Here is a 23360-nt window from a genome sequence, read left to right as displayed (position 1 = left end):
GGAAAGGGAAGCGGAAATTTCGTCTAGGTGCGACTTGCCGGGAAATCATCGGTTATAGCGGTCACCCCAGGTTCGGAAGGCGACCCGTGGCGGCTCGTTGCCCACATCGATCAGCGCCTGTTCGTCCAGCGTGATCGAATCGACGGTGACCGACTGAGTCAGCGCGAACCAGCGGCTGCGCACCTGCAACTGGTTGAGCGGCAGGCCGGCTGCCCCTTCCCCGCCAATGCCGCGCAAGGCGTCGTCCGCGCTCGCCCAGCCCAGAGCGGGACGTGCTGCCAGCAGGCCCCGCGCGCGGTCCACCGGGATTGCGGTGGGCGCGATCATCGTCAGCAGAAGCGCCTGATCGGGGCGCAGAGTGTTGACGTTGATCGGCGAGAGGTCTGCCCCCGGCAGCGCGCAAAGCCAAGGGCGCAAGCGTTCATAGAACTGCGGCGTCATGCCCCGGACGGCGCGAATCTCGCTGACGTCGCCGATCAGGCGGCCGGCGGTGCGATAGGGCGTGGGCCGCCCCTGATAGCTGTCGTCCTCGGCACCATTGGGCGCAGGCGTGCTGTCGGTGTCGATCCAGTCGGCAATCGAATCGCTGATGATCGCGGCCTCGGCCTCTGGGATCGCAAGGCCCTTCATCAGACCGCGCATCTGGTTCAGGCCGACGAGCCGCAGGCGCAGTGTGCCTTGTGCATCGGCTTCGACCAGGGAATTGAGATTGAAGCAGTTGCCTGCGTCATCCACGCGGATCGTCACGACGCCGCGCGCCATGGGCAACGGGAAATCGCGGCCGAGCAGGCCGGTGCGATCCACCGTGCGCTCCTGCGAGGTCTCGACCAGCGCCTTGATTCGCGCCATCGCCAGCGTTTCCGCGCTGGTGGCATAGAGCCGCGCCTGGGTCATCGCCTGCCCGTTCGCGGCAAGCCTTGCTGCGAGGTTCAGGCGATCGAGCATCAGCGCGGCGATCACCGCCATGACCGCCACCAGCAGCAGGACCGACAGCAGCGCCGCCCCCTGCTCCCTCGGATCACCCGGCCTCATTGGTAGTTCACCCCCACGAGCGAGACGATGCGCAAGGGAGGGACGCCCTTTTGCGGCACCAGCAGTTCGATCGCGACGGGGAGTTCGGTGGTAAGTTGCGGCTCCCAGCGGTCGCGCCAGTTGCCGTCTTTCGTGCGAAAGCGGACCGTTGGCGGGGCGATCAATGGCATGACTTCGGCCCCTGCCTCAGGTACAGCCCCATCGGGAAACGGATAGCCTGCACGGACCAGTGCGTTGGCGGTGAGGCGATACTCTACCTTCTGCAAGGACAGGCGCGGTGCGCCGTCGACATTGTCCCAACCGCTCCGGGTGAAGCGGATCACGACTCCGTCGCGATTGGCCTCGAAGGCCGAATGCGCCGCGCCTGACCGGTCACGCGATGGCCGTGGCACTGCCTGAGCAAGGTCCGCCGTCCAGACCGACAGGAAGCGGCGCTGCGCGGCAATGCTCTCGGTCTTGTTGCGACTGGCAAGCTCAGCATCGACCGAGAACCGCAGCAGCCCCAGTGCGCCCACCGCAATGACCGCGAACAGGGCGAGCGCGATCAGCATCTCGACCAGCGTAAAGCCGTTGCGGGACTGCGGCTGCGTCATGCGCCGGGCAATCGGGTGAAATCGAGCGTGAACGCCTGGCTCGGCGCGCCCGGCGTCGTTTCGCGGACCGACAGGGTGATTCCGAGCACGCCGGCGTCAGTGCGCGTCGCCACGGTGCGGGTCCACTGGAAACGGCGACCGGCGTTCTCGATGGTGCCGCTCGCCGAACCCGCCGGTGGCGGCGCGGGGTCGGTCAGGATCTCTGCCGCCATGTTCTGTGCGACGATCTCGCGCAGCAGACGCTGGTCGAGATCGGCCGTGCGCGAAATGCTCGCCCCTTCCATCTGCAGCAGCGCCAGGGCTGCGATGGCGAAGACCGCCAGCGCCACGAGCAGTTCGAGCAGGGTGAAGCCGTTGGGGCGCCGCTCAACTGGCATCGAGCGCCACCTTGCCATCCCGGCGCAAGTGAACGACCAGCGCACGGTCATCGCGCTTCAGCCTGATAGTCGCATCGGTGCTGGCAAGGCCCAGCGAATCGAACACGATCCGCTGCCTCGCCGCATCCGCGCTGGTGCCCTGATCCCAGCCAGTGAGGTCAAAGCCTCGGCCCGGCATGGGCTGCCATTGCCCCTCGACACGCCGTTCGAAGTAGTAGCCACGCTCGCTGACGATCAACGCCACGGGTCGAGCGCCTATGATTGCCTCGTCGCGCGCCGCGACCGTGCGCGCGGCAAAGCGTTCCGCTTCGTTGCGCAGATGCCTGTCATCCCCCGGGAAAGACAGCACAGCGACCGACGCCAGCAGCCCCATGAGCATCAGCACGACCATCATCTCGACCAGCGAGAAGCCGTTGCGGGTGGCGCGGGTGTTTAAAGATGATGGCACGAAATCTCGCATGGTGCACGAACGTGACGGTTTTACGACCAAGACGCCAGCGCGTTCAAGTTGCAGGCAGTGCCGGGCTCGCGTTAGGACGACACCATGACTGCTGCCGCACCCGAATCTCCGGCCAAGCGCCTGCCCGGCGTCACCGGCATCCTCAAGGTGCCGTCGCCGCGCGTGGAAATGTTCATCCTGCGTGAGTTCCTGTCCGCGGAGGAATGCGCCGGACTGGTCGCCCGGATCGAGCGTGACCGACGCCCCTCCACGATCGCCGATGCCAACGGCGATCACTACTTCCGCACGAGCGAGACCTGCGACCTGCCGATGATGGAGCCGGATGTTGCTGCGCTCGACGCCAAGCTCTCGGCATTGTCCGGCATCGAACCGGTCTTCGGCGAACCGATTCAGGGGCAGCGCTACGAGGAAGGTCAGGAATTCAAGGCGCACACCGACTACTTCGATCCCCACGGAGCCGGCTTCCATCGCTTCTGCAGCGTGGCGGGCCAGCGCACGTGGACCTTCATGATCTACCTCAACGATGTCGAGGCAGGCGGCGCCACGCGGTTCAAGGTGATCGACAAGCTGATACAGCCCGAGCGCGGCAAGCTGGTCTGCTGGAACAACCGGCGCCCCGATGGCAGCGTCAACCCGGCTACGCTCCACCACGCGATGAAAGTGCGCAAGGGCCTGAAATACGTCGTGACGAAGTGGTATCGCGAACTGCCCTGGCAGTGATCCCTCGCGTCAGAGTTCCGCTTCCGTGTCCCGAACGGCGCGGATCGTCGGCAGGCAACGGAACAGCGTTTCGACGTCCTGCGCCCCCAGAAGGTCGGTGAACCGCGCCTCGTGCGCATCAATGCGGTTCATCGCTTCGCCCGCCACCTTCTCACCTTCCGGCGTCAGCGTCAGGGCATGACTGCGCCCGTCGAGCCGCCGACGATCGACCAGTCCCCGCTCCATCAGGCGCGAGATTATCGGCACCATGTTCGCGCGCTTGATCGCCAGAGCCTGTCCGACTTCGGTCTGGGAACAATCGGGATTCTCGAAAATCACCAGCAATGTGGTGACTTCAGCCGGGCGCAGGTCCAGATCGGCCAGTTCGCGCGAGAGATCGGCCATCATCACCGCCGAAGCCCGGCGCAACTGGTAGCCAAGACGGCCTTCGAGAGCATTCGTCAGGGTCATGTCGAAGTGTTTAGCTATCGGGAATAGCAATTCCAAACAAAAATGGACCAAAATAAAAGGGCGGCCAAAGCCGCCCTTCCCGTTGATAGTCTTGCTGCAGCGCTCAGCGCTTGAGCGAAAGACCACCGAAGCGCTTGTTGAACTGGGCAACGCGGCCGCCCTGATCGAGCTGGCGCGTACCGCCGGTCCATGCCGGGTGCGAAGTCGGGTCGATTTCGAGCGCGAGCGTGTCGCCTTCCTTACCCCAGGTGGAGCGGGTCTCGAAAACGGTGCCGTCAGTCATCTGCACCTTGATCATGTGGTAGTCGGGGTGAATGCCAGTCTTCATGTCGGGTACTCCGGTGCGCAGCCGGTTCCGACCGGCCACTAGAATCTGTAAGGGCGCGCGCCTAGCGGAAAGCCGGGAGGATGTCCAGCGTCAGCGGTCTCAACTGTCTGCGATCATCGCGGTGAAGCTGACCTCGCAGGTCACCTTGTCACCGATCATCGCCTTGCCGGCAAACTTGCAGACGCGCGAACGCTTCTGGGTAAACTCGACATGCAGGTCGAGCAGGACGCCGGGCTCCACGGGATTGCGGAACTTGGCTTCGTCGATCGCCATGAAATAGACGAGCTTGCCAGACCCTGCGAGGCCAAGCGATTCAACCGCGAGCACACCCGCCGCCTGCGCCAAGGCCTCGATCTGCAACACGCCGGGCATGATCGGACGGCCGGGAAAATGCCCCTGGAAGAACTGCTCGTTCATCGACACGGCCTTCACCGCGTGGATCCGCTCGTTCAACGTGATCGAAGCCACACGATCGACCAGCAACAGGGGATAGCGGTGCGGAAGCGCCGCCATCACCTTGCGCACGTCATAGTCGGTGATCACGCCCTGCGGCGCGCTCTGTTCCTCGGACATTCTACCCGGCCCCCGACGTAGAAGGCCTCAGCGGCCTTCGGGTGCCTTCTTGGCGGGCTGCGCACCGGCCGCAGGTGCTGCCTGCTGCTGGGCAGCCTGAGCCTGGGCCTGCTGCTCACGCTGCGCGCGCGGCATCCAGCCTGCGGGCGGAACCAGCTGGGCCGACGGGATCAGCACGTTCAGCTCGTTCAGGATATCCTGATTGAGGTTGTAGACCTGACCAGCCTTGATGATCGACTGTGAGTCGAGCACCAGCGTGATCTTCTTCTTGTCCATCGCGGCCTGGGTCGCGGCATCGAGCTTGTCGCCGATCTGCTCCAGAACGTACTGCTGCGAAAGGTTCAGCGGTTCGAGGATCTTCTGGATCTCGGCCTGGCCAGCCTGCTCGATCTGCTGGATCTGCTCGTACTGTGCCTGAAGCGCGGCACGGTTCGGGTTGGCTGCCTTCGAATCTGCCTGCAGCTTGTCGATCAGCGGCTTGAGCTGTGCTTCGATCTGGGCCTTGCGCGCATTGGCCTGATCGATCTGCGGCTTGTAGGTCACCGGGCGCTGCTGCTGCGAAACCTGATAGGCGTTCGACGCAGCCACGACGGCAGGCGGGTTTGCGATGGCTACACCGGCAGCGACAGCGGGGCCAGCCGCAGCGGCAGGAGCCTTGTCATCCTTGGCGGCGAATGCGGGAGCGGTAGCGGCAAGCGCGATGCCTGCGAGAAGCGCGGAAGCGAAACGGATTTTCATCAGAACTGGGTTCCCACGTTGAATGTGAAGGTCTTGGGGTCGTCGCCATTGGCCTTCTTGAGGACCTTGGCAAAGTCGAGGCGGAACGGGCCGAACGGCGAGTTCCAGTTGACGCCGATACCGACCGATACGCGCGGCGAAAGCGTGTCGCCGACATACTCTTCGATATAGCGGGTAGCGGTATTCGCCGTGCCGTCCGACGCGGTCGGGCTGTCGGTTATCCTGCCGGTGAGCTTGTCGGTATAATAGACGACATTGTTCGGGTTCTGCGTGAGTGGGTTCGCGATGCCCCATACAGCACCGGCATCGACGTAGATCGATGGACGCAGCCCCAGTTCGCGCGCTCCCGAGCCCAGCGGGATCTCGAGTTCGGCGCGGGTCAGGTAATAGTACTTGCCGCCCAGCGCGTCATCGACCCACTGGTTGCGGTCGGTCGAAGCCGTGTCGGGGATGTTGTCATTGTTGGTGTCGATGGTCAGGAACTTGCGCAGCACGCGCGGACCGACACCACGGATGTCGAAGCCACGAATCTGCGGCTCGCCAAGGAAGAAACGGTCGGTCAGGCGGACGTCATCGATCGTCGGATCGTTCGAACGGCTCGACAGTGCCTTGATCGCACCGCCTTCAGCGCGGACCGAGAAGATGAACCCGCCACCCACAGGCCAGAACTTGGCCGCATTGGCGGTGATGCGCGCATAGCGGACCGAACCGCCAAGACCTGCAAAGTCGGCACCAACCACGAACTGGGTGCCCCGGCTCGGACGCAGACGGTTGTCGAGCGTGTCATAGACCAGAGATGCACCGAGGATCGAACTGGTGCGCTTGCCGATGGCGTCGCAAAGGTAGCGCCCCGCCAACAGGATGCTGCACTGATTGTTGACGTAGAACGTGCTCTTGTCGAGCGTAACGTCGTCGAGGTTGAAGGTGTAGCGCCCGATCAGCGACATGTATTCGGACAGCGGCACGCCTACGCGCGCCGAGAAGCCGGTCGTCGCCTGCTTGTAGGTGGTGTTGCGGTTCGAGTTGAACTGGTTGAAGCTGTTGAGGTCGCGCCGGTAGATGTCGACGCCGAGCGACACGTTCTTGTCGAACAGATAGGGTTCGGTGAAGCTCACCTGCACCGAGCGGGTAAAGCGAGAATAGTCGACCGACAGGCCGATGGTCTGGCCACGCCCGCGGAAGTTGTTCTGGCGGATCGAGCCCTGGAAGATGAAGCTTTCAAGGCTCGAGAAGCCGGCCGAGAGCTGCAACTCGCCGGTGGGGCGCTCTTCCACGTTGGCTTCAAGCACGATGCGGTCGGGCGCGCTGCCCGGCTTCTGCTCGACCTCGAACTTCTCCTGGAAGTAGCCGAGCGACTTGATGCGGTTGGTCGAACGCTTGACCTGGAAGGTGTTGAACGCGTCACCCTCGGCAATACGGAACTCGCGACGGACGACCTTGTCCTGCGTCAGCGTATTGCCGTTGACGTCCACGCGCTCGACGTAGACGCGCGGCGCTTCGGCAATGCGGAAGGTGACCGACATCGTCAGGTCATCTTTGTTGCGCGCGAAGTCCGGGCGAACGTCCGCGAAAGCGTAACCGAAGGCACCGGCCGTCTCCGTCAAAGCATCGACCTGATCTTCGACCGCCTTGGCGTTGTACCAGTCACCGGCCTTGATCGGGAGACGCTTGGACATCGCGTCGCTGTCAAAGTCACGCAACTGGCTGTCGACCTTGACGTCGCCGAACTTGTAGCGGTCGCCTTCTTCCACCACGTAGGTGATGATGAAGTCACGCTTGTCCGGCGTAAGCTCGGCCACGGCCGAAACCACGCGGAAATCGGCGTAGCCTTCGGTCAGGTAGAACTGGCGCAGCTTCTGCTGGTCGAACGCGAGGCGGTCAGGGTCATAGCTCGTGCCACTGGAAAACAGGCGGAAGAAACGCGCCTGCTTGGTGACCATCTCGCCACGCAGCTTGCCATCGGAAAACTTCTCGTTGCCGATGATGTTGATCTGACGGACCTTGGACTTGGGTCCCTCGCTGATCTCGAACACGATGTCGACGCGGTTCTGGTCGAGCATGACCATCTTCGGCTCGACCGTCGCGGCGAAGCGGCCCTGACGCTTGTACAGCTCGATGATGCGGGCAACGTCGGCGCGGACTTTCGACCGCGTGAAGATCTGGCGTGCCGCGAGCTTGATCTCGGGCAGGATCTTGTCTTCCTTGAGGCGCTTGTTGCCTTCAAGGATGATGCGGTTGATGACCGGGTTTTCCTTGACCTGCACGATCACATCGCCGCCGTTGTTGCGGATCGAGACGTCGGCAAAGAGTTCCGTCGCGTAGAGGTCCTTAAGCGCCTGGTCACCGGAGGCCTGCGTATAGGTCTGGCCGGGACGAAGGCGGATGTAGGACAGGATGGTATCGGGCTCGAGCCGCTGCGAACCCTGCACGGTTACCGTGCGGATCACGTCTCCTGCAGGTGCGGGCACAGCAGCCGGAAGTGCCGGGGCGGCGGGAGCGGCGACAGGAGCCACAGTCTGTGCAGAAACGGCCTGCGGGACCGTGACCAATGCACTGGTTGCCAGCAGGCCAGCGCACAGCGGGGAGGCCTTGGCGCTCCGATTTCCTGCCCGGCCCGCGTTACGTCCAATCATCACCAAGCGCCATCCCGTAATAAAGTGGCAGCTGGACGCCTGCGAGGAGGGTCCGGCCGCGGCAAGCAATGTAGCCCTCTGCCCGATGCCACAAGGCCAATCAAGCAAACATTGCCCCGCATTTCTGTGGAAAGACATTCTGTGGGAATCCGCCCGTCACCCCTGACCGCCGAATACCACGCGCCCCCGCACCGGACGCAATCAAACTCGCCTCACCCTCCGAACAGCTTGAGCGACGCCACATCGTTGATCGTGACGAACAGCATCAGCGCCATGACGAACGCAAGACCGTTGCGGAAAGCCCACTCCTGCCCACGCTGGCCCACCGGCTTCCTGCGGATCGCCTCGGCCGCGTAGAAAGCGAGGTGGCCCCCGTCGAGGACCGGGATTGGCAGGAGGTTAATGAACCCCAAGTTAATCGAGATCAGCGCCACGAACGTGACGAAAGGCTGCCACCCGGAAACCAGCTGCTCGCCGGAATACTTGGCAATCTTGATCGGCCCGCCAAGCTCCTTGACCTCGCGCTTGCCCGAGATGATCTGGCCGATGCCGTTGACCATCATCGATATGATGCTGCCGGTCTGACGGACACCATCGACCGCAGCGTCTATCGGCCCGACCCTGACGATTTCGTAGCTTTTCGGCCCGATGCCGAGGAAACCGATCTTCTGCGTGTTGCCGAACCGGTCACTCTCGATCTTCACCGCAGCGCTCGTGGCGAGATTGAGCCTTTGATCGCCACGCAGGACGACGATGTCGAGCGGCTCGCCCGGATTCTGCCCGACTTCGAGGCGGACATCGAGGAACGAATCCATTTCGTGGCCACAGATCGCAACGATGCGGTCACCGATTTTTATCCCGGCCCGCTCGGCAGCCGATCCAGCCTGAACCTCGCCGACGACCGGCGGCACCACGATCTTGCCATAGGCGAGCGTGAAACCGCCCAGAATCAGCACTGCGAACAGGAGATTGGTGACCGGACCGGCCAGCACGATCAGCGAACGTTGCCACAGGGGCTTGGCCTGAAACGTGCGGTTGCGCTCTTCGGCCGGAAGTAAAAGCCATTCGGGACTTGGCTGGCTTGCCGGGTTCATGTCGCCCGCGAACTGGACGTAGCCGCCAAGCGGCAGCGCCGAGAGCTTCCAGCGGGTGCCGCGCTTGTCCGTCCAGCCTGCCAGTTCCTTGCCGAAGCCGATGGAAAAGACGTCAGCCTTCACGCCGAACCAGCGGCCAACCAGATAATGTCCCAGCTCGTGGATGAACACCAAAGGCCCCAGCACCAGCACGAAGGCCAGCAGCGTTGTCAGGATTCCGGGGCTTTCGATCGGTGGCATCAGAGTGCGGTTTCCATCAGTTCTCGTGCCCTCACCCGGGCCTCCGCGTCGATAGCGACGACATCGTCGAGGCAGCCTGGTGCAGGCGGCAATCCGCGCGCGAGCACGGCCTCGACCGATTGCACGATCCGGGTGAACCCAATCTGACCGCCAAGGAACGCTGCAACCGCGATCTCGTTGGCGGCGTTCATGGTGGCGGGAGCTGCTCCGCCTTCGATCACCGCGTGCCGGGCTACGCGGGTGGCGGGAAAGCGCGTTTCGTCAGGCGCGCGGAACGTCAGTTGTCCGATGGCGGCAAGATCGAGCGGCGCGCAGGGCGTGTGCATCCGCGCAGGCCATGCCAGCGCCGAGGCAATCGGCACGCGCATGTCCGAGGGCCCGAGTTGCGCCAGCGTCGAACCATCGCGGTACTCGACCATCGAATGGACGACCGACTGCGGGTGGACGATGATCCGCAGGCGCTCCACGCCCACCGGGAAAAGGTGGTAGGCCTCGATGAACTCGAGCCCCTTGTTCATCATAGTCGCCGAATCGACGCTGATCTTGGCGCCCATCGACCAGTTGGGATGCTTGACCGCCTCCGCAGGCGTCGCCCGCTCAAGCTGGTCCAGCGTCCAGTCGCGGAACGGGCCGCCGCTTGCAGTCAGCGTGATTGCGTGGACATGAGCCATGTCGTTGCCGGCAAGGCACTGGAAGATCGCGTTATGCTCGGAATCGACCGGCAACAGTGTCGCCCCATTCTTCGCCACGGCAGCGGTCATGACGTCGCCTGCCGAAACCAGCGCTTCCTTGTTGGCAAGGGCGATTACCCCGCCCTGCTCTATCGCAGCCATCGTAGGCGCCAGGCCCGCACAGCCGACGATGGCTGCAACGGTGATGTCAGCCCCCCGCGCAGCCGCCTCCACAAGAGCAGGCGCTCCTGCTGCGGCATGGATGTTGGTCCCGGAAAGCGCCTCGCGCAGCGCAGGCAATGCAGCTTCATCAGCCACCACGGCAACTTCTGCACCGAACTCGCGCGCCAGCTTGGCAAGCCCTGCCGCATCGCCATTGGCGGTCAGCGCGACCACCTGCCACTCCTCACGGTTGCGGCGGATCAGGTCGAGCGTGGAGGCGCCGATGGAACCGGTAGCGCCAAGAACCGAGATCGAACGCGCCATCGCCTCAGCCCCCTGCCTGCGAAGCGGCCCAGGCCGTGCCGACGATGATTGCCACCGGAAGGAGGCCGTCAACGCGGTCGAACAGGCCGCCGTGCCCCGGGATCAACCGCGAGGAATCCTTCACCTCTGCCCGCCGCTTGAGCCACGATTCATAGAAGTCTCCGGCCTGCGCGAACACTGCCAGCACGGCCCCAGCCAACGCTGCCGCACCGAGGTTCGCCACCTCCAGCGCCGCCGCGACACTCGGCCCCGTCGGCCCGATTGCAGACACGAGATAACTTGCCGAAAGCACGACCAGCCCTGCCCAGATACCCGCAGCCGCCATGCCACCGGCGAGGCCCGACCATGTTTTCGATGGACTGATCCTGGGTGCAATCTTGGGCCCGCCCAAGGTGCGCCCGGTGAAGTAGGCACCGGTATCAGTGCAGATGACCAACCCCAGCACAGCCAGCATCAGCGGCTCGGGCATCACCGACAAAGCCAGCCCGGCCCAGCCAACGTAAATCGCGCCGAAGATGACCATCGACGAAAGCCGCGCCGGGCTGTCAGCGATCTTAGCGGCCAGGCGAACGTACTCGACGAAAACCCCGAACGCGACCGCCGCCACGAACAGGTCCAGCCACAGACCGCCCATCCAGAATGCCGCGCCTGCAACCACCAGCATGACCACGGCCGAAGCGAGGCGCACCGGCAGGTCGGACTTTTTCGGCGCCTCCGCTGGCGTCATCGGGCTGGCTTCAGCGTCCACCGAAGCGCCTCTCGCGCGATGCGAACTGCTCCAGCGCCTCGCGCAGGTGCGCTGCGGTGAAGTCCGGCCAGAGCACATCGGTGAACCACATCTCGGCGTAGGCCGCCTGCCACAGCAGGAAGTTCGAAAGACGGATCTCGCCCGAGGTCCGGATCAGAAGATCCAGCGGCGGGAGGCAGGCGGTATCGAGTTCGGCCTCGATGGCTTCGGGCGTGATCTCGCCCTTGGCTGCAGCCTTGGCGGCCGCCCGGGCGATCTCCTGCTGCGATCCGTAGTTCAGGGCGATGGCCAACGTGGTGCCGGTATTGCCCGCCGTACGCGCCATCGCATCCTCGATCAGTTCCACGATATCGGGCGCAAGCACCTGATAATCGCCGATGATCTTCAGACGCGTGTTGTTGCTGACGAGTTCGGCCAGATCGTTGCGAATGAAGGCACGAAGCAGGCCCATCAGGTCCGCGATCTCGTCAGCCGGACGCTTCCAGTTCTCTGACGAGAACGCATAGAGCGTCAGCGCCTCGAGCCCCATGTCGCGCGCGGCGCGGGCAATCTCGCGCACCGTGTCGACGCCCCGCTTGTGCCCGAAGGCGCGCGGCATCATGCGCTTCTTCGCCCACCGTCCGTTGCCATCCATGATGATGGCAACGTGCCTTGCGCCACAGGACGCCGGGCCACCCGTCGAGGCGGGGAGCGCCGTCACTTGCCGAGGATTTCCTTTTCCTTGGCAGCGGCGGCTTCATCGGCCTGCTTGATCAGATCGTCGGTCAGCTTCTGCAAGTCGGTCTCGGCGCGCTTGCGTTCGTCTTCCGAGATTTCTTTCTTGTTCTCGTCAGCCTTGAGCGCGTCCATGCCATCGCGGCGCACGTTGCGGATCGCAATGCGGGCGTTCTCGGCGTACTTGCTGGCCAGCTTGGCGAGTTCCTTGCGACGCTCTTCGGTCAGGTCCGGAATCGGCAGGCGCAGGGTCTGTCCGTCGCTGATCGGGTTGAGGCCGAGGCCCGCCGAACGGATCGCCTTTTCGACCGGCGTCACGTTCGACTTGTCCCACACCTGCACCGAAAGCATCCGCGGCTCGGGCGCCGAAACGCTGGCGACCTGCGACAGCGGCATATGGCTGCCATAGACTTCGACCGTGATGGGATCGAGCAGCGAGGTGTTGGCACGGCCGGTGCGCAGGCCGGAAAGATCGCCCTTGAGCGATTCGACCGCGCCCTTCATGCGGCGTTCCAGATCGGCCTTGTCGTACTTGGCCATGTCAGGCTTCCTTCTTCACAATGGTCTGCGTTCCCCCGCCCGCCAGAACGCGGGCAAGATTGCCCCGCTCGCGGATGGAGAAGACGACGATCGGTATGGAATTGTCACGGCACAGCGCAACCGCGCTCGCATCCATGACCTTCAGGTTGTCTGCAAGAACCGTGTCGTAATCGACGGTATCGTAACGCTTTGCCGAGGCATCCTTCTTGGGATCGGCATCATAGACGCCATCGACGCTGGTGCCCTTGAACAGAGCATCGCACTTCATCTCGGCAGCGCGCAGCGCAGCACCCGAATCCGTCGTGAAATAGGGGCTGCCGACACCGGCAGCGAAAATGACCACGCGGCCCTTCTCAAGGTGCCGCTCGGCACGACGGCGGATGACCGGCTCGCACACTTCGTCCATCTGTATGGCCGATTGCACGCGCGTCTCGACGCCGATCTGCTCGAGCGCGTTCTGCATCGCCAGCGCGTTCATGATCGTGGCGAGCATGCCCATGTAGTCCGCCTGGGCGCGATCCATGCCCTTGGCAGCACCCGCCATGCCGCGGAAGATATTACCGCCGCCGATCACCAGGCATAGCTGCAACCCGCTGTCGCGCGCGTCCTTCACTTCCTGCGCCAGACGGGCGACGTAATCCGTGTCGATCCCGAACTGCTGTTCCCCCATCAGCACTTCGCCCGAAAGCTTCAGGAGGATGCGCTTGAGGGGAGGAAGGCTCATGGGTCTGTGGTACTCGTCACGGATTGGAATTGGCGGCCCTTATAGCCCGGTGAAGGGCGGTGCCAAGGGCGCGCACAAGAAACAGGCGTAACAATCCCCGCACCGACGGACCGCTCTTGCGAGGCAGCCCGCCCATGCGGGGATCGTTGAATGCCAGACTTACTTGATGCCGGCGGCAGCAGCCACTTCGGCAGCGAAGTCGGTCTCTTCCTTCTCGATGCCTTCGCCGAGCTGGAAGCGGACATAGTCCTTCAGCACGATCTTGGTGCCGGCTTCCTTGCCAGCTGCATCGACGACCTGCTGGATGGTCGACTTGTTGTCCATCACGAAGATCTGCGAAAGCAGAGCGTTTTCCTTGGCATACTTGGCGACGGCACCGTCCACCATCTTGGCCTGGACTTCAGCCGGCTTGCCGCTCTCGGCAGCCTTTTCCGCCGCGATCTTGCGCTCGCGGGCGATCAGTTCGGCGTCGAGGTCGTCGGCGGTCAGCGCCAGCGGGAAAGCAGCTGCGATGTGCATCGCGATCTGCTTGCCGAGCGCTTCGAGCTTGTCAGCCGCGGCATCCGATTCGAGCGCGACGAGCACGCCGATCTTGCCGAGGTTGGCGGCCGCTGCGTTGTGCATGTAGGGCACGACGACGCCGTTGGCGACTTCGACGTGCTTGATGCGGCGCAGCTGCTGGTTTTCACCGATGGTGGCGACGTTGTTGGTCAGCTTGTCGGCAACCGTGCCGCCGTCCGGATAGGCAGCAGCCTTCAGCGTCTCGACGTCCGAAGCGCCGGTCGCCAGTGCCACTTCGGTCGCCTTGCGAACGAAGTCCTGGAACTGGTCGTTCTTGGCAACGAAGTCGGTTTCCGAGTTCACTTCGACGGCAACGCCCTTGGTGCCCGAAACGGTCACGCCGACGAGGCCTTCAGCGGCCGTGCGGCTGGACTTCTTGGCAGCAGCGGCGAGGCCCTTGGCGCGCAGCGCGTCAACGGCAGCTTCGAAGTCGCCACCGGCTTCGTCGAGAGCCTTCTTGCAATCCATCATGCCGGCGCCGGTGCGCTCGCGCAGGTTCTTCACGTCAGCGGCGGTGTAAGCCATTGCGTTGATCCTTTATCTTGAAACACAGGAAGGCCGCAGCACTGCCGCGGCCCGTAAATCGCATCCGGGACAATTCGGTGACGGCCCGCCCTTCGAGACGGGCCATCACACGAAAATCCGGATCAAGCTTCCGCGGCTTCTTCAGCGAGCGGCTCAGCCATGGCGCCGAGGTCGGCGCCCGAAGCAATGGCAGCGTCACGACCGCCCTTGGTCGCGGCAGCAGCAACGGCTTCGCAGTATAGGCGGATGGCGCGGCTTGCGTCGTCGTTCGCAGGAACCGGGAACGCGATGCCATCGGGCGAGACGTTCGAATCGAGGATCGCGACGACCGGGATGCCGAGGACGTTGGCTTCCTTGATCGCGAGCTCTTCCTTGTTGGCGTCGATCACGAACATCACGTCCGGAATGCCGCCCATGTCGCGGATACCGCCAAGCGAAAGCTCGAGCTTGTCGCGCTCGCGCGTGAGCTGAAGGACTTCCTTCTTGGTCAGGCCAGCCGTGTCACCAGCAAGCTGCTCTTCAAGAGCCTTAAAGCGCTTGATCGAGCCCGAGATGGTCTTCCAGTTGGTGAGCATGCCGCCCAGCCAGCGGTGGTTAACGTAGTGCTGACCGGCTGCGCGAGCGGCCTGTGCGATCGGTTCCTGCGCCTGGCGCTTGGTGCCGACGAACAGGACCTTGCCGCCTGCCTGGACGGTTGCCGAGATGAACTCGAGCGCGCGGGCAAAAAGCGGAACGGTCTGCGACAGGTCGAGGATGTGGATGCCGTTGCGGGCGCCGAAGATGTACGGCTTCATCCGCGGGTTCCAGCGGTGGGTCTGGTGGCCGAAGTGGGCCCCGGCTTCGATAAGCTGATGCATCGTGACGACAGGTGCCGCCATAGGTAATTCCTTTCCGGTTGAACCTCCGGGAAGCTGGAACCGCTGCGGAGATCCCGCTGTCGGCACCGGTGAATATGCTTCCCGTGTGGATTGTCGCGCTCGTCAGGCGGGCACCATGCCCGTCAAAGTCCTGCGACGGGGCCGCCCCTAGAGCACTCCGCCGTGAAAATCCAGCACGGAATCGCGAGCGGAGGGAAGCGGTGCGAAGGCAGATTGATCCAATTTCGCCAGATCTCGTGTAAAATTTTCGCCTTTAAATCATGGCTTTGCGCAAGGGCACCCTGCTTTGACGGGAATATTGCACGTTCCGCCTTGACGGAACGGAACAAAAAGAGAACATTTACTCCATATCCGAATCAGTCTTCGGACAGACAGGAACGATACAACAATCCACAGGTTTTCCACAGGCCTGTCCGATTTCGTCAGGAAACGGTCAGGGGAAGGAAAGCCAAGGGATAAACGCAAGGACACGCGCAATGCTCGCTCTCGTTTGCACTCTCGTCTTCGCTGCAGCCGCCACCTTCGCCGTGGCCGCGATCTTCGTGACGATGCAGGGGCGCAAAGCGCAGATCACGGCGCTCCTTGCCGAGTATCGCTCGCTTCAGCGCGATCGCGAGTTTCTGGTTGCGATCACCAGCCGCGAAGTCGAAGCAAACCGCGCATCCGTCTCGCCGCAGCTTCGCCGCACCACGCGCCGTCTGTTCAGGCAGGCGGAAGCGGCTCGTTCCGCACGGTCGCTGCGCGCTGTCGCTTGACCTTGGCATAACGGACCACGCCCACCGGTATCAGCAGCAAATAGACGATGCAGATCCCGGAAAGAGTCAGCCAAGGCTCGGTCAGCAGCGCGGCAATCACGAGACCCACCAGCGCGATCAGCTCAAGCCGAACACTGCGTCGCGGCCGCATTGCCGACCAGCCTAGCGTTGCCAGGTTCGATATCATCAGAAATGCGATCAGCACCAGCCACGGGCCGACAAGCAAGGGTGAACGGAACAGCGGGTTGTCGGTTGCGATCCACAGGTAGAGCGGCAGGAAGGCCAGCCCCGCCCCGACCGGCGCAGGAACCCCGGTCAGGAATCCGGCTGACTTGTGGGGCTGGTCCTCGACATCGATGCGGGCATTGAACCGCGCCAGGCGCAGCGCGCAGGCAATCGCCACTGCCAGCGCCGCAAACCAGCCGATGCGCGGCGCTTCCTGAAGCGACCACAGGAACAGGATCAGCGCAGGCGCCACGCCGAACGAGACGTTGTCGGCCAGACTGTCGAGTTCCGCACCGAAGCGAGACTGCGCCTTGAGCAGCCGTGCGATGCGGCCGTCTATGCCATCGAGCATCCCGGCAATGATCACCGCCGCCACGGCCTTGCGCCAGTCTTCGGCGACCTGCACCGGATCGGTGCCCGAGGCCGCCGTCACGGCAAAGCGGATGCCAGTCAGGCCCGAGCAGAGCGCGGCTGTGGTGATCGCGTTGGGCGTCATCGCCCGCAGCGTCAGCCCACCGGGCAAGCGCCCCCGACGAAGTCCGGCCGCCTTGCCCTCTTCCATCACCGGCTCCACTTCACTGGCCGATACCCTCGATCATCGGGGCCTCGCCGATCTCGGCAAGGATCGTTTCGCCGGCAACGCACTTCTGGCCCATTAGGACCTTGGGTTCGGTGCCCGCAGGAAGATAGACATCGACGCGGCTGCCAAAGCGGATCAGGCCGACACGCTGGCCGACGGCGACAATATCGCCACCCTTGACGAACGGCACGATGCGACGGGCCACGAGGCCCGCGATCTGGGTAAAGCCGATCTGCACGCCATCGCCACGCTCGACGAGGAAATGCTGGCGCTCGTTCTCTTCGCTTGCCTTGTCGAGATCGGCATTGAGGAACTTGCCGGGGATATAGACAACCCGGCGGATCGTGCCCGCAATCGGCGAACGGTTGATGTGCACGTCGAACACCGACATGAAGATCGACACGCGCGTCACCGGCGCATCGCTCATGCCGCGAACGCCGGAACCGTCGTCAGCACACAGCTCGCGGGGCGGCGGTACTTTCTGGATCAGCGTGATCAGGCCATCGGCGGGCGAGACCACGAACTTGTCGTCACGCGGGGTGACTCGCACCGGATCGCGGAAGAACGCGAGCACGCCAAGCGTGAGGAACGCGAGCGGCCAGGCGATGGTCTCCCACGCCATGAGCGCAGCACCAAGGCTCAGCGCTCCGGAAATCAGGCCGAACTTGCGGCCTTCGGGATGGATGGATGGCCAGGACCACCCGGCGGTACCGCGACCACGGTTATCGAGAATTTCACCGGACATTCGCCCCATCTAGGCGTTGGCCGTCGCGGGGACAAGCCGCGTTGCCGGATTCAGCCGATCTGCGCTGCGGCAGGCGGCATGACCCGCATCAGGAAATCGATGACCGCCTCGTTGAACTGGTCGTTCTTGTCGCCTGCAACCATGTGCCCGGCACCGCCGATATCGGCCACTTCGAGATGGGGTATGCGTCCGACCAGATCGGCCACGCCATCCTCCGTGACGATATCGGACTTCATCCCGCGAACCAGCAAAGTCGGAACACGGCCGGGCCATTCAGCACCTTCGAGCAATTCGTCGATCGCCGCGTGACGCTTCCCACCAACCAGAAACTTCGGATCCCAGTGCCAATAGAAGCGACCGTCCGCCCCTTCCCGCAGGTTCTTGCGCAATCCATCGAGACGCGCTGGCCGCGGGCGATCCGGGTAATAGGCTGAAATCGCGTCCGCGACTTCTTCCAGCGAGCCGAAGCCGTCTGGATTGGCCGACATGAAACCAACGATCCGTTCAACGCCGGTCGGCGAAATCTGCACCACGACATCGACCAGCACCAGCGCGTCCGGAACCGTGCCATGGCAGGCAGCCGCCATTGAGGACAGCCCGCCCAGCGAAGCGCCCACAAAGGCGAAAGGCCCCTGCGCCAGCGCCGCTACCGCAGCAAGGTCGCTTGCGCGGCGGGCATAGGAGTAATCGCCCTCCGGCTCCCAGTCGCTATCGCCATGACCGAGAAGATCATAGTTGATCACGTGGAAACCGGCGTCCGCCAGTTCGTGCCCCGCCCTATCCCAGCTGTGCCGGGTCTGCCCCCCACCATGTCCGAGAATCACCGTGGGCGCAGCACGGTCGCCGAGTTCATCAGCCACGATGGTCAACCCGCCCGCAACGGGGATGCGTATCGTTGTCATGCCCGAACCCTGACCCAGGCCCGCAGGACATGCAATGACATTCTTAATCGTCCGATTAAGTTAGGCGCTCTAGCCCTCAGGGGAAGAAGCAGCGGTGGTGGACAGGGCTAGATTCGAACTAGCGTACGCTTGCGCGGGCAGATTTACAGTCTGCTGCCTTTAACCACTCGGCCACCTGTCCACACCAGTGCTGCCGGTGCCGGATTTCCCCGAAAGGAAAGCCGATTTTGATGGTCCCCGAAGAGACCGTCCGGCCGAGAGGCGGCCCCTTTGGCGAAGGGAGACTTGCCTGTCAATGGGCAGGCTGGCATGCGCGGCACGAAATTTATCAACACGCTTGCAGAAAAGGTGCCTCATGCCCCGTCACGACGATCAACCCAAAGGCCGCGCCCTGCGCGGTCGCGCCGGTCGCAACAAGGGCGGGCGCGGTTCGGGCCGGGGCAGCGCCGGCTCGATCCGCCTGTGGGGCCGCCACGCCGTGGAAGCCGCGCTTACCAATCCCAATCGCGATGCCAAGAAGCTGTGGGGCACGCGCGAGGCGATCCAGGAGATGCTCGACGCGCACGACGCCGAACTTCCGGCAACTCTGCCTGTGGAATACGCGCAGGCCGCAGACCTTGGCCGACTCGTCGCCCGCGATGCACCGCACCAGGGCCTGGTGCTCGATTGCGCCCCGCTCGACGACGTGGTTCTCGACGACATTCTCGACGAAGCCGATGGCCGCACCATCGTGATTCTCGATTCGGTCACCGATCCGCACAACGTCGGCGCGATCCTGCGCTCCTGCGCGGCGTTCGGCGTTGCTGCTCTCGTTACCCAGGACCGCCACGCCCCGCCCGAATCGGGCGTGCTGGCCAAGTCCGCATCGGGAGCGCTCGAAATCGTGCCTTGGGTGCGCGTGGTGAACCTGTCCCGCGCGTTGGAGCGAATGAGCGAGGAAGGCTACTGGCGCATCGGCCTTGATGGCGATGGCAAGGCGGTGTTCCCCTCTGCCCTGCCGGCCGGACCCGTCGCCCTGGTTCTGGGCGCCGAGGGCGAAGGCCTGCGCCACAACGTGGCACAGCACTGCGATTCGATCGCGCGGCTTCCGATTGCTTCGGCCATCGAAAGCCTTAACGTGTCCAACGCAGCAGCCATCGCGCTCTATGCGGTGGCCACGCGCGAGGGGTAATCATACGGGCACAGGAGGGGCAGATGCGGCGTTCCTTGGCAATGGCAGCAGTCGGACTGGCGACGCTGCTCCTCGCAGGCTGCCTCCTCCTTCCCGGCAAGTTCACCTCAGCGATAGATTTGCCCAAGGACGGCACCTTCAGCTTCACCTACAAGGGCGACATCCATGTCCTCGCCCTGTCAAAGCTCGCCGCCGAGGAGCGTGACCGCAAGATCGACACGGCCACGTTCGAGCCATCCACCTGCTACAACGACGAAACCGGTGAGGAGCGCACCTGCACGGCCGATGAAATCGCCACGCAGCGCAAGGATTGGGAAGAGACGGTCGCTCAGCAGAAGAGCGCTGCAGAAGAAAAGAAGAAGTCCGACGAGCAGATGGCCAAGGCTATGCTTGGCGGCATCGATCCCTCCGACCCACGCGCCGCGCAGGAGTTTGCCGATCGCCTGCGCCGCCAGAAGGGCTGGAAGTCGGTCGTCGACAAGGGCGACGGGCGCTTCGAGGTGGAATACGCCATCACCGGCAAGCTGACCCACGATTTCAGCTTCCCCACGGTCGAAAAGCTGCCGATGGTCATGCCTTTCGTGACCATGATCCGCCGCGCCGATGGCAGCGTGCGCATCGACGCGCCCGCTTTCGCTGCCGGGGCCGGCAACTCGCCCTTCATGGGCATGGCCGCGATGGCCGCCGATGAGAAGAGCCAGAAGGCCGGAGGCGATGGCGTGCCGGTTCTCGACGGAACGCTGGTGCTGACCACAGACGGCGATATCCTCGCCAACAACACCGACGAAGGCCCGACCGCCGGAACTTGGGGCAAGATGCTGCAGTGGAAGGTCAATGCGCGCACAAAGGACGCGCCCACTGCGCTCGTTCGGATCAATCCATAAGAAAAGCCGCGCCTGTCGCAGGGACGAGCGCGGCTTCTAGCTGTCAGGGCTTACGCCCCATCAGCGCATGATCAGTTGACTGCGTCCTTCAGGCCCTTGCCAGCCTTGAACTTGGGCTGGGCAGAAGCCTTGATCGACATGGGTTCACCGGTCCGCGGATTACGGCCCGTGGAAGCCTTGCGCTTGGCAACAGAGAAAGTGCCAAAACCGACCAGGCGCACTTCTTCGCCCTGGGCCAGCGCACCGGAGATCGATTCGAAGACGGCTTCAACAGCCTTGGTCGCATCGCCCTTCGACAGGCCGCTGACGTCGGCGACAGCGCCGATCAGATCGTTCTTGTTCATTGCGGAACCCCCTAAGCCTTTATTCTTTGGAAAGATTGGATTTGAATCGCCTTTCGGGTGACGCGAAAGAGAGCCGAGAAACAATCACCTGTCAAAGGTTAAAGCAGAGTAACACGGCTATTTGCGGCGAAAGAAAGGGCGCCTTTCAAAAACAACGGGGGCAAGCGCAACAATCGTGCGCCCGCCCCCGGCTTTGATGATGTCCTGTCAGTGTGCTGTTGGCGTCTGAGGCTGTCCCGGAGCACTCGCAGCAGGTTGCGAGGCCAGATCATCCGCCTCGGTCCATTCAATCGGTTGCGGAATACTGGTCAGAGCCCGCGCCAAGACTTCGTCGACGTGAGCAACCGGGAGAATCTCCAGCCCTTCCTTGATGTTGGCTGGGATCTCGGCAAGGTCCTTGCGGTTCTCTTCCGGGATCAGCACCGTCTTTATGCCGCCGCGCAGTGCCGCCAGCAGCTTTTCCTTCAAGCCGCCAATCGCCAGCACACGCCCGCGCAGCGTCACCTCACCGGTCATCGCCACGTCCGCCCGCACCGGAATGCCGGTGAGCGTCGAGACCATGGCCGTGACCATGCCGATGCCCGCGCTCGGCCCGTCCTTGGGCACTGCGCCTTCGGGCAAGTGGATGTGCAGGTCCTTGCGGTTGAAGATCGAAGGCCGGATGCCATAGGCCGGGCTGCGCGCCTTGACGAAGCTGAACGCCATCTGGACGCTCTCGCTCATCACCTCGCCCAGCTTGCCCGTCGTCTTGACTGCGCCCTTCCCGGGCACCGTCACACTCTCGATCGTCAGCAGTTCGCCGCCGACTTCGGTCCAGGCAAGGCCGGTCACCGCACCGACCTGGTTCTCCTCGTCCGAGACGCCATGGCGGAACTTCCTGACACCGGCAAAGTCGGCGAGGTTCTCGGGCGTGATCGTCACGCTCTTGGTCTTGCCTTCAAGGATCTGGCGCAGCGACTTGCGCGCCAGACGCGCCACTTCGCGCTCGAGCGTGCGCACGCCCGCCTCGCGGGTGTAGTAGCGGATCAGGTCGCGCAAAGCCTCGGTTTCGAGCGTGAACTCGCCCTTCTTGAGGCCGTGGGCATCAACTTGCTTGGCGATCAGGTGACGCTCTGCAATCTCGACCTTCTCGTCCTCGGTGTAGCCTTCGAGCCGGATGATCTCCATGCGATCAAGCAGCGGCTGCGGCAGGTTCAGGCTGTTCGCGGTGCACACGAACATCACGTCCGACAGATCGAAGTCCAGTTCCAGATAGTGGTCCTGGAACTTGGCGTTCTGTTCGGGATCGAGCACTTCGAGCAGCGCCGATGCCGGATCGCCACGGAAGTCCTGACCAAGCTTGTCGATCTCGTCGAGCAGGAACAAGGGGTTGGCCGTGCCAGCCTTCTTGAGGTTGGTGACGATCTTGCCCGGCAGCGAGCCGATATAGGTGCGGCGGTGGCCGCGAATCTCTGCCTCGTCGCGGACGCCGCCCAACGACTGGCGCACGAACTGGCGTCCGGTCGCCTTGGCGATCGACTTGCCGAGCGAGGTCTTGCCCACGCCCGGAGGGCCGACGAGGCAAAGGATTGGCCCCTTCAGCTTGTTCGTTCGCGCCTGCACCGCCAGATACTCGATGATCCGGTCCTTGACCTTGTCGAGCGCGTAGTGATCGGCATCCAGCACTGCCTGCGCCGCGGGAATATCGCGCTTGAGCTTGCTGCGCTTGCCCCAGGGCAGGCCCAGCAGCACGTCGAGGTAGTTGCGGATGACGGTCGCCTCGGCGCTCATCGGCTGCATGGTCTTGAGCTTCTTCAGCTCGGTCTGCGCCTTGGCCTTGGCTTCCTTGGACAGCTTGAGCTTGTCGATCTTCTCCTGAAGCTCGGCAATCTCGTTGGCTTCCTCGCCATCGCCGCCGCCCAACTCGGACTGGATCGCCTTCAACTGCTCGTTGAGGTAGTATTCGCGCTGCGTCTTCTCCATCTGGCGCTTCACGCGGCCACGGATCTTGCGCTCCACCTGCAGCACGCCAAGCTCGCCCTCCATGAAGGAGAGCACCATTTCGAGCCGCTTCATCGGATCGGATTCGGAAAGCACGGCCTGCTTGTCGGCCACCTTGGCCGCAAGGTTGGCCGCGACCGAATCCGCGAGCTTGCCCGCGTCCTCGATATCGCCGAGCTGGCCGCCCGCATCCTGCGGCAGCTTCTTGGAAAGCTTGGCATATTCGGCAAACTGGTCGACCACCGAGCGCATCATCGCGGAAATTTCGGTGCCCTCGACGATGGCGGGCTCCTGCGGCTCGACTTGCGCCACCAGCATCGCGCCATGCGAGGTAGTTTCCTCGCGCAGGTTCTTCAGCTCGGCACGTTCGCGCCCTTCGACCAGCACGCGCACCGTGCCGTCGGGCAGCTTCAACAGTTGAAGCACGCTTGCGATCACGCCGGTGTCGTAGAGATCGTCGCGATCCGGATCGTCACAGCCAGGGTCAAGCTGGGCGAGCAGGAAAATATCCTTGTTGCCAGCCATGGCCGCTTCAAGCGCCGCCACCGATTTCTCGCGCCCGACGAACAGCGGCACGACCATGCCGGGGAACACGACGATGTCGCGAAGGGGAAGCAGGGGATAGAGATTCATGGGCACTTCGTTTCCGTCCTGCCGGGCACGCCGCCCGACGCTTTCCCGGGATATGG

General features: G+C 63.6%; 26 protein-coding genes and 1 tRNA gene. 4 read left to right on the top strand and 23 right to left on the bottom strand.

Annotated elements, in window-relative coordinates; all coding sequences use genetic code 11:
* Nucleotides 1–45: 45 nt before the first annotated feature.
* The 4 genes from gspK to ACZ1JW_RS12260 are packed head-to-tail and all read right to left on the bottom strand — an operon-like array spanning nucleotide 46 to nucleotide 2462.
* Nucleotides 46–1032 carry a type II secretion system minor pseudopilin GspK gene (gene gspK / locus ACZ1JW_RS12275; RefSeq protein WP_465140740.1) on the bottom strand — a complete coding sequence of 329 codons (987 nt, stop codon included), beginning with the start codon at nucleotides 1030–1032 and terminating at the stop codon, nucleotides 46–48.
* Complete coding sequence (gene gspJ, locus ACZ1JW_RS12270) at nucleotides 1029–1625, bottom strand: type II secretion system minor pseudopilin GspJ (protein ID WP_465140739.1); 597 nt, start codon at nucleotides 1623–1625, stop codon at nucleotides 1029–1031. Before gspJ ends, gspK begins: the two co-directional genes overlap by 4 nt.
* Nucleotides 1622–2002 (bottom strand): type II secretion system minor pseudopilin GspI, encoded by a 381-nt coding sequence (gene gspI / locus ACZ1JW_RS12265; RefSeq protein ID WP_465123280.1) that lies wholly within the window; start codon nucleotides 2000–2002, stop codon nucleotides 1622–1624. The genes gspJ and gspI overlap by 4 nt, the downstream gene beginning before the upstream one ends.
* Nucleotides 1992–2462 carry a GspH/FimT family pseudopilin gene (locus ACZ1JW_RS12260; RefSeq protein WP_465140738.1) on the bottom strand — a complete coding sequence of 157 codons (471 nt, stop codon included), beginning with the start codon at nucleotides 2460–2462 and terminating at the stop codon, nucleotides 1992–1994. The genes gspI and ACZ1JW_RS12260 overlap by 11 nt, the downstream gene beginning before the upstream one ends.
* Nucleotides 2463–2546: 84 nt before the next feature.
* Here ACZ1JW_RS12260 and ACZ1JW_RS12255 point away from each other — a divergent pair, with 84 nt between their 5' ends.
* Nucleotides 2547–3182 carry a prolyl hydroxylase family protein gene (locus tag ACZ1JW_RS12255; RefSeq protein WP_465140737.1) on the top strand — a complete coding sequence of 212 codons (636 nt, stop codon included), beginning with the start codon at nucleotides 2547–2549 and terminating at the stop codon, nucleotides 3180–3182.
* Between the two features lie 9 nt (nucleotides 3183–3191).
* Here the strand turns inward: ACZ1JW_RS12255 and ACZ1JW_RS12250 are convergent, their stop codons facing one another.
* The 13 genes from ACZ1JW_RS12250 to rpsB all read right to left on the bottom strand — a co-directional run bounded on the left by ACZ1JW_RS12250 (nucleotide 3192) and on the right by rpsB (nucleotide 15085).
* Nucleotides 3192–3632, bottom strand: coding sequence for a MarR family winged helix-turn-helix transcriptional regulator (locus ACZ1JW_RS12250; protein ID WP_465123284.1), 441 nt, complete (start codon nucleotides 3630–3632; stop codon nucleotides 3192–3194).
* A gap of 103 nt (nucleotides 3633–3735) precedes the next feature.
* Nucleotides 3736–3960 carry a 50S ribosomal protein L31 gene (gene rpmE, locus ACZ1JW_RS12245; protein WP_039337458.1) on the bottom strand — a complete coding sequence of 75 codons (225 nt, stop codon included), beginning with the start codon at nucleotides 3958–3960 and terminating at the stop codon, nucleotides 3736–3738.
* Between the two features lie 99 nt (nucleotides 3961–4059).
* Nucleotides 4060–4533, bottom strand: coding sequence for a 3-hydroxyacyl-ACP dehydratase FabZ (gene fabZ, locus ACZ1JW_RS12240; protein ID WP_465140736.1), 474 nt, complete (start codon nucleotides 4531–4533; stop codon nucleotides 4060–4062).
* 27 nt (nucleotides 4534–4560) lie between these two features.
* The gene (locus ACZ1JW_RS12235; RefSeq protein WP_465123288.1) at nucleotides 4561–5271 is read right to left on the bottom strand and encodes an OmpH family outer membrane protein; all 711 of its coding nucleotides are present in this window, start codon (nucleotides 5269–5271) and stop codon (nucleotides 4561–4563) included.
* Nucleotides 5271–7904, bottom strand: a complete 2634-nt coding sequence (gene bamA, locus ACZ1JW_RS12230) for an outer membrane protein assembly factor BamA (protein ID WP_465123289.1) — start codon at nucleotides 7902–7904, stop codon at nucleotides 5271–5273. The genes ACZ1JW_RS12235 and bamA overlap by 1 nt, the downstream gene beginning before the upstream one ends.
* A 212-nt stretch (nucleotides 7905–8116) precedes the next feature.
* A complete protein-coding gene (rseP, locus tag ACZ1JW_RS12225) occupies nucleotides 8117–9238 on the bottom strand; it encodes an RIP metalloprotease RseP (protein ID WP_465140735.1) in 1122 nt (373 codons plus the stop codon).
* Nucleotides 9238–10395: a 1-deoxy-D-xylulose-5-phosphate reductoisomerase gene (dxr, locus tag ACZ1JW_RS12220; RefSeq protein WP_465140734.1), complete on the bottom strand. Its 1158-nt coding sequence runs from the start codon at nucleotides 10393–10395 to the stop codon at nucleotides 9238–9240. The genes rseP and dxr overlap by 1 nt, the downstream gene beginning before the upstream one ends.
* A 4-nt stretch (nucleotides 10396–10399) precedes the next feature.
* Nucleotides 10400–11143: a phosphatidate cytidylyltransferase gene (locus ACZ1JW_RS12215; RefSeq protein WP_465140733.1), complete on the bottom strand. Its 744-nt coding sequence runs from the start codon at nucleotides 11141–11143 to the stop codon at nucleotides 10400–10402.
* On the bottom strand, nucleotides 11133–11777 hold the full coding sequence (gene uppS, locus ACZ1JW_RS12210; RefSeq protein ID WP_465126387.1) for a polyprenyl diphosphate synthase: 645 nt from the start codon (nucleotides 11775–11777) through the stop codon (nucleotides 11133–11135). The genes ACZ1JW_RS12215 and uppS overlap by 11 nt, the downstream gene beginning before the upstream one ends.
* Before the next feature lie 62 nt (nucleotides 11778–11839).
* The gene (gene frr, locus ACZ1JW_RS12205; RefSeq protein ID WP_465123293.1) at nucleotides 11840–12397 is read right to left on the bottom strand and encodes a ribosome recycling factor; all 558 of its coding nucleotides are present in this window, start codon (nucleotides 12395–12397) and stop codon (nucleotides 11840–11842) included.
* 1 nt (nucleotide 12398) lies between these two features.
* Complete coding sequence (gene pyrH, locus ACZ1JW_RS12200) at nucleotides 12399–13121, bottom strand: UMP kinase (protein ID WP_465140732.1); 723 nt, start codon at nucleotides 13119–13121, stop codon at nucleotides 12399–12401.
* 159 nt (nucleotides 13122–13280) lie between these two features.
* Nucleotides 13281–14207: a translation elongation factor Ts gene (gene tsf / locus ACZ1JW_RS12195; protein ID WP_465123295.1), complete on the bottom strand. Its 927-nt coding sequence runs from the start codon at nucleotides 14205–14207 to the stop codon at nucleotides 13281–13283.
* A gap of 122 nt (nucleotides 14208–14329) precedes the next feature.
* A complete protein-coding gene (rpsB, locus tag ACZ1JW_RS12190) occupies nucleotides 14330–15085 on the bottom strand; it encodes a 30S ribosomal protein S2 (RefSeq protein WP_465140731.1) in 756 nt (251 codons plus the stop codon).
* 476 nt (nucleotides 15086–15561) lie between these two features.
* Here rpsB and ACZ1JW_RS12185 point away from each other — a divergent pair, with 476 nt between their 5' ends.
* Nucleotides 15562–15840 carry a hypothetical protein gene (locus tag ACZ1JW_RS12185; protein WP_465123297.1) on the top strand — a complete coding sequence of 93 codons (279 nt, stop codon included), beginning with the start codon at nucleotides 15562–15564 and terminating at the stop codon, nucleotides 15838–15840.
* Here ACZ1JW_RS12185 and ACZ1JW_RS12180 read toward each other — a convergent pair.
* From ACZ1JW_RS12180 to ACZ1JW_RS12165, 4 genes are all read right to left on the bottom strand, one after another.
* Entirely contained in the window at nucleotides 15788–16627 is an 840-nt protein-coding gene (locus tag ACZ1JW_RS12180; RefSeq protein WP_465140730.1) for a CDP-alcohol phosphatidyltransferase family protein, read from the bottom strand. The genes ACZ1JW_RS12185 and ACZ1JW_RS12180 overlap by 53 nt on opposite strands.
* 13 nt (nucleotides 16628–16640) lie before the next feature.
* Nucleotides 16641–17390, bottom strand: a complete 750-nt coding sequence (locus ACZ1JW_RS12175; protein WP_465123299.1) for a phosphatidylserine decarboxylase — start codon at nucleotides 17388–17390, stop codon at nucleotides 16641–16643.
* A 50-nt stretch (nucleotides 17391–17440) separates the two neighbouring features.
* Nucleotides 17441–18292 (bottom strand): alpha/beta fold hydrolase, encoded by an 852-nt coding sequence (locus ACZ1JW_RS12170; protein ID WP_465140729.1) that lies wholly within the window; start codon nucleotides 18290–18292, stop codon nucleotides 17441–17443.
* 95 nt (nucleotides 18293–18387) lie between these two features.
* Nucleotides 18388–18473: transfer RNA gene (locus tag ACZ1JW_RS12165), tRNA-Tyr, on the bottom strand.
* A gap of 174 nt (nucleotides 18474–18647) precedes the next feature.
* Here ACZ1JW_RS12165 and rlmB point away from each other — a divergent pair.
* Both rlmB and ACZ1JW_RS12155 read left to right on the top strand, forming a co-directional pair.
* The gene (rlmB, locus tag ACZ1JW_RS12160; protein ID WP_465123301.1) at nucleotides 18648–19463 is read left to right on the top strand and encodes a 23S rRNA (guanosine(2251)-2'-O)-methyltransferase RlmB; all 816 of its coding nucleotides are present in this window, start codon (nucleotides 18648–18650) and stop codon (nucleotides 19461–19463) included.
* Between the two features lie 23 nt (nucleotides 19464–19486).
* Nucleotides 19487–20347, top strand: coding sequence for a hypothetical protein (locus ACZ1JW_RS12155; RefSeq protein WP_465140728.1), 861 nt, complete (start codon nucleotides 19487–19489; stop codon nucleotides 20345–20347).
* 71 nt (nucleotides 20348–20418) lie between these two features.
* Here the strand turns inward: ACZ1JW_RS12155 and ACZ1JW_RS12150 are convergent, their stop codons facing one another.
* Both ACZ1JW_RS12150 and lon read right to left on the bottom strand, forming a co-directional pair.
* Nucleotides 20419–20691 carry an HU family DNA-binding protein gene (locus ACZ1JW_RS12150; protein ID WP_144906496.1) on the bottom strand — a complete coding sequence of 91 codons (273 nt, stop codon included), beginning with the start codon at nucleotides 20689–20691 and terminating at the stop codon, nucleotides 20419–20421.
* A gap of 207 nt (nucleotides 20692–20898) precedes the next feature.
* Nucleotides 20899–23304, bottom strand: a complete 2406-nt coding sequence (gene lon / locus ACZ1JW_RS12145) for an endopeptidase La (protein WP_465140727.1) — start codon at nucleotides 23302–23304, stop codon at nucleotides 20899–20901.
* Nucleotides 23305–23360: the final 56 nt, after the last annotated feature.

This window comes from Novosphingobium sp. BL-A-28-Hi1-0D (assembly GCF_055521755.1).
This window is presented reverse-complemented; position numbering and strand designations above follow the sequence as displayed.